At 36.7% G+C, this 12,841-nt stretch carries 15 protein-coding genes; 4 read left to right on the forward strand and 11 right to left on the reverse strand.

What is annotated here, in order from left to right:
* Positions 1–88: 88 nt before the first annotated feature.
* The 3 genes from ACY45D_RS00200 (at position 89) to ACY45D_RS00210 (ending at position 1,607) form a co-directional block, all read left to right on the forward strand.
* Complete coding sequence (locus tag ACY45D_RS00200; protein ID WP_463107935.1) at positions 89–514, forward strand: hypothetical protein; 426 nt, start codon at positions 89–91, stop codon at positions 512–514.
* A gap of 62 nt (positions 515–576) precedes the next feature.
* Complete coding sequence (locus tag ACY45D_RS00205) at positions 577–1,044, forward strand: NF045616 family extracytoplasmic (lipo)protein (RefSeq protein ID WP_463107936.1); 468 nt, start codon at positions 577–579, stop codon at positions 1,042–1,044.
* Between the two features lie 227 nt (positions 1,045–1,271).
* A complete protein-coding gene (locus tag ACY45D_RS00210) occupies positions 1,272–1,607 on the forward strand; it encodes an NF045616 family extracytoplasmic (lipo)protein (protein WP_463109384.1) in 336 nt (111 codons plus the stop codon).
* A gap of 518 nt (positions 1,608–2,125) precedes the next feature.
* Here the strand turns inward: ACY45D_RS00210 and ACY45D_RS00215 are convergent.
* Positions 2,126–2,668: an NADPH-dependent FMN reductase gene (locus ACY45D_RS00215; protein ID WP_463107937.1), complete on the reverse strand. Its 543-nt coding sequence runs from the start codon at positions 2,666–2,668 to the stop codon at positions 2,126–2,128.
* 201 nt (positions 2,669–2,869) lie between these two features.
* Here ACY45D_RS00215 and ACY45D_RS00220 point away from each other — a divergent pair, with 201 nt between their 5' ends.
* The gene (locus ACY45D_RS00220; protein ID WP_463107938.1) at positions 2,870–3,433 is read left to right on the forward strand and encodes a 5'-methylthioadenosine/S-adenosylhomocysteine nucleosidase family protein; all 564 of its coding nucleotides are present in this window, start codon (positions 2,870–2,872) and stop codon (positions 3,431–3,433) included.
* A 79-nt stretch (positions 3,434–3,512) separates the two neighbouring features.
* On the opposite strand, the gene ACY45D_RS00225 is transcribed toward ACY45D_RS00220, so the two are convergent.
* The 10 genes from ACY45D_RS00225 to ACY45D_RS00270 all read right to left on the reverse strand — a co-directional run bounded on the left by ACY45D_RS00225 (position 3,513) and on the right by ACY45D_RS00270 (position 12,787).
* Complete coding sequence (locus ACY45D_RS00225; protein WP_120384640.1) at positions 3,513–4,130, reverse strand: TetR/AcrR family transcriptional regulator; 618 nt, start codon at positions 4,128–4,130, stop codon at positions 3,513–3,515.
* Positions 4,131–4,533: 403 nt separating this feature from the next.
* Positions 4,534–5,331 (reverse strand): ATP-binding cassette domain-containing protein, encoded by a 798-nt coding sequence (locus tag ACY45D_RS00230; protein WP_463107939.1) that lies wholly within the window; start codon positions 5,329–5,331, stop codon positions 4,534–4,536.
* A gap of 9 nt (positions 5,332–5,340) precedes the next feature.
* Positions 5,341–6,162 carry an aliphatic sulfonate ABC transporter permease SsuC gene (ssuC, locus tag ACY45D_RS00235; RefSeq protein ID WP_463107940.1) on the reverse strand — a complete coding sequence of 274 codons (822 nt, stop codon included), beginning with the start codon at positions 6,160–6,162 and terminating at the stop codon, positions 5,341–5,343.
* Entirely contained in the window at positions 6,159–7,328 is a 1,170-nt protein-coding gene (gene ssuD, locus ACY45D_RS00240) for an FMNH2-dependent alkanesulfonate monooxygenase (protein WP_463107941.1), read from the reverse strand. Before ssuD ends, ssuC begins: the two co-directional genes overlap by 4 nt.
* Before the next feature lie 30 nt (positions 7,329–7,358).
* Complete coding sequence (locus ACY45D_RS00245; protein WP_463109385.1) at positions 7,359–8,291, reverse strand: sulfonate ABC transporter substrate-binding protein; 933 nt, start codon at positions 8,289–8,291, stop codon at positions 7,359–7,361.
* Between the two features lie 99 nt (positions 8,292–8,390).
* Complete coding sequence (locus tag ACY45D_RS00250) at positions 8,391–9,350, reverse strand: sulfonate ABC transporter substrate-binding protein (protein WP_463107942.1); 960 nt, start codon at positions 9,348–9,350, stop codon at positions 8,391–8,393.
* Between the two features lie 335 nt (positions 9,351–9,685).
* The gene (argA, locus tag ACY45D_RS00255; protein ID WP_463107943.1) at positions 9,686–11,038 is read right to left on the reverse strand and encodes an amino-acid N-acetyltransferase; all 1,353 of its coding nucleotides are present in this window, start codon (positions 11,036–11,038) and stop codon (positions 9,686–9,688) included.
* A 146-nt stretch (positions 11,039–11,184) separates the two neighbouring features.
* The gene (locus ACY45D_RS00260) at positions 11,185–11,562 is read right to left on the reverse strand and encodes an RcnB family protein (RefSeq protein WP_463107944.1); all 378 of its coding nucleotides are present in this window, start codon (positions 11,560–11,562) and stop codon (positions 11,185–11,187) included.
* Positions 11,563–11,784: 222 nt separating this feature from the next.
* The gene (locus ACY45D_RS00265) at positions 11,785–12,159 is read right to left on the reverse strand and encodes an RcnB family protein (protein ID WP_463107945.1); all 375 of its coding nucleotides are present in this window, start codon (positions 12,157–12,159) and stop codon (positions 11,785–11,787) included.
* A 217-nt stretch (positions 12,160–12,376) separates the two neighbouring features.
* Entirely contained in the window at positions 12,377–12,787 is a 411-nt protein-coding gene (locus ACY45D_RS00270; RefSeq protein WP_463107946.1) for an RcnB family protein, read from the reverse strand.
* Positions 12,788–12,841 lie beyond the last annotated feature (54 nt).

Here is a 12,841-nt window from a genome sequence, read left to right on the forward strand (position 1 = left end):
TGGTAGTGAATAGAGATAATTGGAAAAATAGGCAACATCAAGATATTTTAAAAGCATATAGTGATAAAATATCAGAGGTAATTAAATAATGGTAAAAAATATTTTTATTTTTATATTAATTTTTATCTCTGGTTGTGCTGTAAATGATCCTGAAATTAAATTGGAATTAAGTGATAAATATTTAAAATTTATTTTTAAGGATAAAAAAACAATTCTAGATTATGAGATTTTGGATATGGAGGATTATAATTATCAGAATGGTTCTTACAGAAAAATTTTAGAGAATAAAGATGTTAATGAAGAATTTTTAGAATTAATTGTCATTAAAAAGAGCAATTCAGAGTTGGTAAGTAACCATGCATATATTTTCTCGAGTGGAATAAGTGGTGAGAAAAATCAACCAGGAGTGATTCTTAAAAGCATTGTTTTCTGTTTTAAAAACAATACTGTTATAACTCAAGATAAATTAGAAAGTGATGAAATTTTTATACTGAGATGCAAAGGGCTTATATAAACCTTTGAGCTTTTTTGATACTTATTAAAAAAGCTCAAAGGTAAATTTCAGTTGCCAACAGGATGAATATTAAAATTTTCTATAGCATATTTTTTTTTGTAATAGGGTATTGTTACGCTTCGCCAGAAGAAAAATTATTTGTTTCAGTGAAAGGTGGAAACATTTGTTTATTTACTAAAGGAAATTATAAAAATATTTTTGATAACCAAATATTATTTTATATGGGTGAAGTTATTTCTAATGAGAAATTTAAAAGTTCATATAGTAAGACATATGTAAATCTTAAAAATATGCCAATTCAGGAAAGCGATTGTATCTTAGTTGATGTTAAAAATTTTAAGAGTAAAGTACCTTATTATTTATACTTAGAATCTGATAGATCATATTCTCAAAGGGTTTGTATGGATAGAAAGCAGAATAAGATAGTTCTTACAGAGGTGAAAAATGTTTTTAATTGTGGAAAAGAAGAATACGACTATTCAGGTAAAAGTTGGTGGCGTATATTTTTATCATGGTTTGGATTTGATTGATTATGATAGCTGAACTGCTGAATCCAAATGTTTTTTTATCCATGAGATGACCTATGTATGGCAATATCAAATGGGTATAGTAAGTTGGTTCTATAAAAGACAGAGTAGATGAATATTAAAAATTTTATTTTATTGTTTATTATCAGGAGAATTAAATGCTAATTCTCCTAGAAAGTCCCCCTTATTTGCCTTACTGAAAAACAATAATTTATGTGTTTTTACTCAAGATGATAAGGCAGAGCTTGGTTATCAGAATAGGGCATATATATACGACAAATTTGGATGAGAAGGCTTCTCGTTCAAATGATTATGAAAAAATTTATTATAATATTAAAGTCCCTATAAGTGTGGAAGATTGTGTGCTTATACCTTTAGTTAGTTTCGAAAGAGATAAGCCACACGATATTTTTATTGAATTGGATAAAACATACTCAATGAGAGTTTGTATAAGTAAAGAAAATCAGATTTACAAGGTAGATCAATCGCAGAAGTGTTCACATGAATTATATGATTTTAAAAATGATAATAATAAATCATTTTTTCTAAAGTTATTACGAGTATAAAAGAATATGTTTTAGATTTATTTGCTCGAATTTTTTCCACTCAAAATCCAAAATATGAAAAGAATCTTTCTCTTCATACTTAGTAGTCATATCATTCTAAGCATAGGCTGGTACTTAACCTTTGACTTATGACTTGTAAGTTAAATTGTCTGATAGTGAAGAATTATGCTTATTTACGGAAGACAAAATGCATATAGAGCTAGTAAGATAATTCACCGTTATCTTGTGGATGTAAATGTATTGGCGTTCAGCATTTAGTGGTTGGGGGTAATTAGGAAAAACTTAAACCCATAGATAAAAAGAAACCCCGTCATCCTGACGGGGTTTCTTTGTATTGGTTAGTTAGATTTGACTCCTGTCTAATCTCACGTTCCTGATGCTCAGACCGATTATTGTTGTTTTTTGTCTGGGAAACTTCCTGTTCCCTATGTAGTTAGAATAAGGAAGTTTCGAGTCGTATAAAAGAAGAAAAAGTAAATAGTTGTTGTAAGCTAGAACGTACAAAGTACATTCAGAATTTAGGTATTGGCGTATTGAATCAGCTTATTAACAACTGATTTAACGGTTTTATTATCAAACTCATTACCTTCAAAGGTCTCAGTTTTATTACGTTGTCCAATATCTCGAATCTCAATCACCGCATTTGAATCAATCATACCAATAGCAGTACAGACTTGTTTGATTTGGTCTATAGAACGTGACCCGTTTGATCCACCATAACTGACAAATGCGGCGGGTTTGCTTTGCCATTCCTTATACACATAATCAATCGCATTTTTAAGCACAGGACTATAACCATGATTATATTCAGGTGTGATAAAGATAAAGGCATCTCCTGAAGCAACTTTTTGAGCCCATTCTTGTTGTTTTGGTTGATCGTAGATACCCGATGCAGGAGGGTTTTTTCCCGCAAAGAAAGGTAAGTCCCATTCTTTTAGGTCAACAATTTCAACATTTAAAGTACTAAATTCTAATTTTTGGATTTCTTTAAGTAGCCAGTCCGCGACTTTAATTGCAACACGTCCTTCACGAATACTACCGACAATGATTTGAATATTCATAGCTTATTGCTCAATGATTTTATTTTAATCATTATGAATAAATCATTTCATCGATATCGTAGTGATTTGTATATCTTTTATCTAAAAATGATCAAGTTTTTAATTTTTTCCAGTCTCTTATGGTGTTTAAATAGATCATCTTTGTGGTTGATCCTAACCATTTTTTCAATTTTAATGACTAAAAATTGTTGTGGTCTGAATATGAAAAATGATCTTGCCTTGATTATGGCTTTACCGAATGAATCAAAAGGTTTATTTGAGCAAGCACAGATTGCCGTTCATTATAGTGGTATTGGCAAAATTAATGCTGCATTTACGGCTTACGATGTTATTCAAAAAACAGGCTGTAAAACGATTTTGAATTTGGGTACGGCAGGCAGTTCTTTCTTTAATGCACATGAATTAGTCGAAGTTAAAACCTTTGTGCAAAGAGATATGGACGTTTCACCTCTTGGCTTTGAGGTGGGTGTAACACCAATGGATGTTCATTTTCCGCATGAAATTCAGCTTGAACCGTATTTTACAGATCTTCCGCAAGGGATTTGTGGCACAGGTGATAATTTTGAAACAGGGCAGCCTAAAGTAAATTGTAACTTGGTCGATATGGAAGGTTATGCTTTGGCCAAAGTATGCAAAAAGTTAGATGTGCGTTTGATTTCGATTAAATATATTACAGATGGTGCAAATGATACTGCGCATTTAGATTGGGAAGAAAATTTATTATTGGGTGCGCAGAAGTTATTAAAATTATATCAATCTATTTAGATATTGATGAATAAAAATCTTGGCGACCATAGGGCACTATGGTCGTTTGCCAAAATAACCAATAACCTGAGTTATTGAATTACTCTTTACGTGGGATTACACCGTATAAAATCATATGTACTGTATGTTCAATTGCACGTTGGTACATACTTTTATTGCGCAAAGTTTTTCCTGTGACCATTTCTAATTGAGTACTAAAATCAGCGTAGTTCTGAGTTAAACCCCAAATATTGATAATCAATAATTCTGCATCAATTTTATCTGATATTTTCCCTTGTTCTTGCCAGTTTAAAATCACTTTAGCTTTACGCTTAAATAGTTTTTTAAGTGGTCCTTTTAAAATAGGTAAAATATGCGGTGCACCTTGAATAATTTCTAATGCAAAAAGTTTTGAAGCTTTAGGCTGCACACGAGAAATTTCAATTTTTGTCATGAGGTAATGCGCTAGAGCCTCAGCAGGTTCTAGTTCAGCTTCTAAGGATTGTAAAGGCGCAAGCCATTTCTGCATGACGGTCGTCAATACTTCGACATACAAAGCCTCTTTATTTTCATAATAATAGAAAATATTGGATTTATGCATATCTGCTAATTGTGCAATTTCATCCAAACTTGCACCATTGAAACCATATACAGAAAATACATCTAGTGCAGCATTGAGTAATTGCTGCCGTTTCTGAGCACTCTTCTTTTGTTCCATCGCAACTTTGAACTAAATAAATGATTCATAAATTGTACGGTAAAATGTTTGATTTGTGCACAGAAAGCAGCATTATTTTGAAATATTTGTGATAATTTATGATGAAGTATTACTAATAAGTCGATTCTTGGTTTTTTTAATTGTTTTGCACTAAACTGGCGCAGAATAATTGATTAAATTCTGTCGTTTAAAACGCATTATTTTAACTTTGTGACAGTTTGAATATCTATTTCACTTTTAAGCTGAAATAAAATAGTCGTCGTGGTTCATTATAATCGTGCTGTATTGAAGTTAATAATAACTATTCTTATTTATAAAATTAAAATCCTTTAATTTCACTCTTAAATAGAAATTAAAGGATTTGTGCAAGTGACTATTTTTATCATACGTATTAGTTTTGAACTTAGGTTGCAAGTACAGCTGTTAAGACTTGTTGTTCAAGTTCAGCAAAAGTGCTTCCTTTTTGACGTGGGCGTGGCAGGTCAATTGCAAATTGCTGAGCAATATGTCCTTGATCAAGTAGAATGATACGATCTGCCAATTGCACCGCTTCACTAACATCATGTGTCACTAAAATGGTGGTAAAGCCTTGTTCTAACCATAGTTTTTCAATCAAATTTTGCATATCTAAGCGGGTCAATGCATCCAATGCACCGAGTGGCTCATCCAATAATAATATTCGTGGAGTATGTGATAAGGCTCGTGCTAAAGCCGCACGTTGTCGTTGTCCACCTGAAAGTTGGGAAGGCCATAATTTAGATTTTTCCTTTAACCCCACTTTTTCTAACAACTGTTTAGCTTTAGTAAGCTGATCTTTTTTTAACCCAAGCTGCGCATTGTGCAGAATACTTTTCCACGGCAGTAAACGAGGGTCTTGGAACATCACTCGGATATCATCGGAAGTAATGCCTTCACGGAAATTGCGCAAGGATTTAAATTTAATTTCACCGTAACTCGCTTGTTCTAAATCTGCAATTAAGCGAAGTAGGGTGCTTTTACCACAACCACTACGGCCGACAATCGCAACAAATTCTCCAGCTTCAATATTTAAATCTAAATCTTCTAATACTTTGACATCACCATAGTATTTATAAAGTTGTTCTATAGAAATTTCTGCGCCAACTTGAGTTTGATCATTGCTTTGAGATTCTGCTACAGGAATCAGATCATTTGCATATTGGCTAATGCTTAAGTCAGTCATGGTCTACTCCTATTTTTGATAACCTGCGTGCCAGCGCAGTAAATATTTTTCTAAGTATTGTGCAAGTACATCTGCCAATTTGCCCAAAAGGGCATAGAGCAAAATCCCCACTAAAACGATATCTGTTTGTAGAAATTCACGTGCATTCATGGTCATATAACCAATACCAGACTGAGCAGAAATGGTTTCAGCTACGATTAACAATACCCAAACCAAGCCCAATGAAAAACGTAAACCGATTAAAATGGAAGGCATCGCACCCGGTAAAATAATTTCTTTGTACAATTGCCAACGGCTAAGTCCATAACTTTTACCCATTTCAATCAGTTGAGGATCTACAGAGCGGATACCATGATAAGTATTGATATAGATTGGGAAAAATACGCCTATAGCGACTAGAAATAACTTTGCTGATTCATCGATACCAAACCATAAAATCACTAAAGGAATGAGTGCCAAAGCTGGAATATTGCGAATCATTTGTAAGGTTGTATCCAATAGATTCGAGGCGACTTTAGATGAACCATTTAAAAGTCCAAGTAATAAACCTAAACCACCACCTACCCATAAGCCCAACAAAGCTCGTCCTGCACTGACTTTGACATGTTGCCAAAGTTCACCGCTCAGTAGTAATGTCCAAAATGCAGCAACAACAGCTGAAGGTGCTGGTAAAACACGACTTTCTAATAGACCACTTTTAGATGCAATTTGCCAAACAACAATCAGTAAAATTGGAACAATCCACGGCAGCAAACGCTGCCCGAATTGTTTTGTTCCACGTGAAACTAGATTGCCTTTGGAGGTGTTTATATTTTTTAGTGTTGCATTCATGCCGACTCCTTAAGCGGAGCTTTGTGTTCTTCAGGCGTATAGTTGTTGGCAACAATTTCACCAAATGGGCCTGTTAAATTGGGTTGAGCTAATTTTTTTCGCGTTTCGAGTGGGAGTAAAGGGAAGACCAATTCTGCAAAACGAATAGACTCTTCCAAATGTGGATAGCCCGAGAAAATAAAGGTGTTAATTCCTAAATCAGCATACTCTTGGATACGGTCTGCAACGGTTTGAGGGTCACCCACCAACGCTGTACCCGCACCACCACGGACTAGACCGACACCTGCCCAAAGGTTAGGTGATACTTCCAGTTTACTGCGATCTCCATTATGTAACTCAGCCATGCGGCGTTGACCGACTGAATCCATTTGCTTAAATTTCTTTTGTGCTGCGGCAATCGTGTCATCATCGACATATTGAATCAGTTCATTGGCTGCTTGCCATGCTTGCTCATTGGTTTCACGTACAATCACATGCAAACGAATACCATAATTGAGCTGACGACCTTTGGCATCGGCCTTGGCTTTTACCACAGCAATCTTTTCTTTGACTGCTACAGGCGGTTCTCCCCAAGTTAAATAGGTATCCACTTGGTCAGCAGCTAGCTCAATCGCATCATCAGACGAACCACCGAACCACAAAGGTGGATAAGGTTGTTGCACAGGTGGGTAAAGCAGTTTGGCATCATCGACGCTTAATCGCTCACCATGAAAAGTAAAAGATTCACCTGTATGCGAACGCTTTAAAATCTCACGCCAAATGGTGGTGTATTCCGCAGCTGTTTGATAACGTGTTGAATGATCTTCATATATACCATCGCCTTTCAGTTCTTGCTCATCGCCACCTGTGACAAGATTTAAGAGCACACGGCCATTCGATAAACGATCAAAAGTCGCTGCCATACGTGCTGCCAGCGCAGGGGTTGTTACACCCGGGCGTAATGCAACTAAAAACTTCAGATTTTGGGTTGCATCAATTAAGCTCGCCGCGGTAATCCATGGGTCTTCACATGAGCGACCCGTTGGAATGAGTACACCTTCATAACCTAGATTATCCACGGCTACAGCAATCTGCTTCATATAAGCATGATCGACTTGGCGAGCACCTTTACTGGTACCTAAATAACGACTGTCACCGTGAGTGGGAATAAACCAGAAAATTTTCATTTCATTCAATCCTGAGAAAGTATTTAAATATTATTTGCCTGTCCAAACGGCTTGTTTAATGTTGATGCTGTTTGGAATGATTTTAAGTTCACTAAAACGATCAGCCAGTTGTTGTTGATCTGCGATGACTTTTGCGGTCAGGGCTGCTGCACCAGAAGGTCTTGGACGACGGTCAATAAAAACTTGGCTGACCTGAGGTTTTAAACCTGTACTTTGCCCAATCGATTGCGCTGTTTCAGGTCGATGCGCTTGTACCCATTTATCGGCGACATTCAGCTGTTGAATAATACTTTTCACTGCTTGAGGGTGCTGTTTGACAAATTCAGGTGAAGCCAAATAGAAGGTGTAATTTGGACTAAGACCTTTACCAGAGGCCAAAACACGAGCCTGATCTTCAACTTGCGCCGAAGCAAAATAAGGATCCCAAATGGCCCAAGCATCTACAGCACCTTTTTGAAATGCAGCACGCGCATCGGCAGGAGTAAGCCAAATCGGTTGAATATCAGACCATTGCAAACCTGCTTTACGGACGGCTTGCACCAATAAATAATGCGCACTTGAGCCTTTTTGTAAGGCAATACGTTTACCTTTGAGTTGACTCAATTGAGTGAGTTGCGAGTTTTTAGGAACGAGAATGGCTGAAGCCAATGGTTTCGCTGCTTCGTAAGCAATGTAATACAGCGGCTTATTGGCTGCTTGCGCATAAACGGGCGGTGTATCACCTGTAACGCCAACATCCACAGAACCGACAGCAAGCGCTTCTAAAATTTGTGGGCCAGCTGGAAATTCATTCCAAGAAATCTTGGCATTTGGAAATTCTTTTTCATACAGCTTTTGCTGTTTGGCGATCGCAAAATTAATCGAGCTTTTTTGAAAACCTATACGTAATTGTTTTACACTCGGATCTACCGCCCAAACAGCTGTAGAACCTAACATTGCACAAGCGATAAACATGGCGGTCATGCCATGACCCTTTGCGTTGAACCATGTTAGTGTTTTGTGTTGTGCAATGTTTGGAGTCATTTTTGTTTCCTCATCTAATCGGGTTGTTTTACGTACTTTTTAATTTGCCAAAATGGCTGCTTGAATATTGATTTTGTTTGGAATTAACTTTTGTTGATAAAACGCATCGGCAACGTATTGCTGTTCTTTAGCAACTTGATTGGAAATAGGTTGAACACCAAAACCCATGCGTGAAATCGATGTATTGAGGACATCTAAAGGTAAACCTGTTGGTTTCTCTAAGAGTTTTGCAGCATCTGCTTGGTGTTGGGAAACCCATTGTGTCGTAGTATTTAATTCATTCACCACGGCTTTTAAAAGATCAGGATGTTGTTCTGCAAATTTACGGTCAGCTAAATAAAATTGATGATTACTGACAAGATTTTCACCTGTGGCTAAAACTTTAGCACCCAGCTGTTTTTCTGCTGATGCAAAGAATGGATCCCAAATCACCCATGCATCGACTGCGCCCTTTTCAAACGCTGCACGTGCATCGGCGGGTGGTAAATACACCACTTGAATATCCTCAAGTTTTAAATGATTCGCCTCTAAAACTTTGAGTAAAAGATAATGAACATTCGAACCTTTATTCAGTACGATACGTTTACCTTTTAAATCTTGTACGGATTGAATTGCTGAATCTTTAGGAACAATCAATGCTTCTGCTTTAGGTGCAGCAGGTTGGTTGGCGATATAAACCAAATTTGAATTGGCCGCTTGAGCAAAAATCGGTGGTGCTTCACCTGCCTCACCAAACGATACACTTCCCACATTTAAGCCTTCTAGCAATTGAGGTCCAGCAGGAAATTCGACCCATTTAATATTGACGCCTTTTTGTTTCAGTGCTTTGTCTAAATCACCACGTTCTTTGATAATCGGCAGCAAGCCGTATTTTTGATAGCCAATATTTAAAGTCGTGGCTTCTTGTTGTTTCGCGCAACCAGAGAGCAACATGATCGTGGCAAGGCTAGCACTGAGAAGGGTGACTTTTTTCCATGAAGGTTGAAATAAACTAGCCATGAGTCATGTTGCTCCTAAACTTTAAACAATGAAAAGTGAATGAATATCAGCTTAGAGGGCTTTGTAATTTCCAAAAAATAAGTTTTAGATGATTGTTAATGAAAAAAAAAGATAAAATTAAAACTGTGAAACTTATTTAAAATTGTGCAATAGAAAATATAGACTCGCTGAAATTAAAAAACCATAACACATTGAAATTCATATATTAAATAATTATTATTCTAAATCTTTATAATTTTAGACAGGATTTTGCTAAGAATAAATTCTATTTTCCTATAGAGATAACGAATATTCTTAGCAAAAAATAAGATAACACATCGGTTGTTTTCAGATGTTTAAATCCGTTTTTTAAACACCATTGAATTACGTTGATAATTATATAAAGCTTGGCGAGCTTCTGGTAAATCATCCACATTGGCCGTAATAAAGCCATGTTCTATGAACCAATGCGCAGTACGTGTGGTCAATACAAAGAGTTGTTGAATCTCCAGTTGTTGCGCTTTCTCTTCTAAGAAATTCAGAATTTGACTACCACGATTGGATTTACGATAACTTGGATGTACTGCGACACAAGCAATCTCTGCCGATTTAATCTCATTGCCCGTGACAGGAATTGGATATAAAGCAGCGCAAGCGAGAATCGTTCCGTCACGTTCAATCACAGCGAATTGATCGATTTCATTCTCCAAACGTTCACGTGAACGATAAACCAGAATGCCATCTTCTTCGAGCGGACGGAGTAGGTTAATGAGACCACCGACATCGCCAATATTCGCCATACGCACATCTTCATAATGTGCATCGGTAATCATGGTGCCATGCCCATCACGTGTGAACAATTCTTCGATCAACGCACCATCATAGGCATAAGACAGCAAATGTACGCGATGTACGCCTTTTAAAGAGGCTTCTTTGGCATTTTGTAAATGTAAGGCAATTTCAAAATTTGAATCTTGGTATTTTTCAATATGTTGGTCTAATTGCAATGGGGTAATTTCGCGTAACAATTGACCATATTCATCCATTAGACCTTGCTGATTACCCAAGAAAATCAGTTTATCGGCTTGAATATGGATTGCTGTTTTAGTGGCAACTTCTTCTGCAAGCAGGTTAAATACTTCGCCTGTGGTGGAATAACCTGTTGGCCCAAGCAAGACAATATTTTGACTGTCTAAATGTCGTTGAATCGCTTCGGTATCGATCGTACGAACTTCTCCAGTCAATTGAAAATCGACACCATCACGAATGCCATAGGGTTTTGCAGTGACAAAATTACCCGATACGACATCTATACGCGCACCAAACATCGGTGAATTTGCCAATCCCATCGATAGCAGTGCCTCGATTTGGAGACGGATCGAACCAACAGCATTCATGACACAGGGCAAAGACTCGCGAGTTGTGACACGACGATTAATATGGATTGGGCTTTGAATAGCTTTTTCTTTTAAATTCTCATTAATTTGTGGACGAGCGCCGTGAACCAATATCAAGCGAATGCCCAAAGAATGCAATAAAGCAATGTCATGGATAATATGTTGAAAATTTTCATGCTGTACAGCTTCACCACCAAACATGAGGACAAATGTTTTACCACGATGCGCATTGATATAAGGTGCAGAATGACGAAACCAATGCACATATTGTTGAGTTGTGCTTTGTGAAGTTTCTAAAATGTCAGTTTGCATGCCAATCTCAAAATTGATGATTTATGAAAGAGAGTTTAAACAAAAAATAGGGATGAAGAATAGAAAAAATAAAAAAAGCACTAGAACGTGGGAGAACTAGTGCAAAGAGGGTATTCGATTTTCAGTTTGTGTTATCGCAAAGTCACTTATAGACCAAGTACTTTTAGAATGACATAAGTGGTGGTATCGACCAGTACATATTGATTATCGGCTTTGTACCATTGTTGGTTTTTGCCTGGCTTACTCAGTTTTTTATTGTGCTGATAATTCACTTTATAGCCCGCACCACGATATTCATTTGGAAATTTATTGCCCGTATTCCAGTTATGATGCGGTTTGTTTTGAGTTGCAACACGCTTAACGTCAGCACCATGATTGTCAGGGTGTTGTTGAGTGTTTTTATGTTGCTGTGTTGGCGTCGCCTTGTCATGATGATTTGCATGATCTTGAGGCGCAGCTATAGCTGTCGAAGCAGCCATCATTACACTGATAGAAACCGCAAGTGCAGAAAATATTTTTTTCATCACATCACCTAAAACTTTATCTTGTTGTGTTTTGATAAGATCAATTTAATTGAAAATAATAGAGAAATGATGGAGGTTAAAATACAAATTGTTTTAACTTCAGATCATGAAGGTTTATTTTTAACTTAGATGTGTATGTAAAAAGCCCAATCGAAATTGGGCTTGAGTTTTTGAAGATAAATCGATTGATACAAGAATTGTCGCTATTCAATGAATCAACACTTAACCAATAATACGGATAATGCGGTTATTACGTTCATTGACCAAAACATAGTCACCATTTACTTTATACCATTGTTGATATCTACCTGGTTTTGGCAATTGGCGGTAGTTTTTATAATTGACATGGTAACGTGACGAGTTAAATTGGTTCGGTAAATATTGTCCAGAACGCCATTCACGGCTTGGGTTCACTCGATAGCTATATCGGTTGTTGTGGTCATAACGATCATTATTATTCCAACGATTGTCATGTTTATGATCCCAATGATTTTGCTGGTAGCGCTCATTGTCATTTCGATGATCATCATGCGCCATTGCAGATGTTGCAACAAGAGCACTTAAAGATAATGTAATTGCTGTTAATACTTTTTTCATTTGATTCACCTGAATTGAACTTTTGTCCTTTGATGAAATCAATTTACTCAACAATTTTAGATAAACGGTGAGGGGGATTTAGTTGAATTGTGAAATGTATGAAGACTTGATGAAGGAATGTAACGGTCTTTAAAATTCTCAAGATCAATGAAAAACCATGCCTAATAAAAAAAGCTCAAACTAAGTTTGAGCTTTTACGATTTCGGTCAATCAATGATTACATTCCGCGAATGCTCACAATATTATTACTGTCAGAATCGACTAAGATATAGTCGTTGTTGATTTTGTACCATTGTTGATTACGAGAAGGTTTGGGAAGATTACTGTCTTTATAATCGACTTTATAGCTATTGCCACGATAGTGCTGTGGCATCACATAACCTGTTTGCCAGCGATGTTGTTGTAAGCGTTTTACACCGCGTTCTTCTCGTTCACGACGCTGTTCTTGAATGTCGTCTTCGTCATCATTATCGCGGAACTGACGTCCACGATCACCACGATCATGTTTATTACCACGGTCACTACGGTCGAAGCCACGACCATTGTCAAAATGAGGGCCTGCACTGCTGATCTGAGTTGTCATCAGTGTTGATAAAGAGATTGCGATGATCGCTAAAATCTTTTTCATAAGAGCCCTCGCTTTTCGATGTGTAGATTTTTCACACCACTACTGTACTGCTTA

The sequence above is a fragment of the Acinetobacter sp. BZX-2 genome, assembly GCF_055179795.1.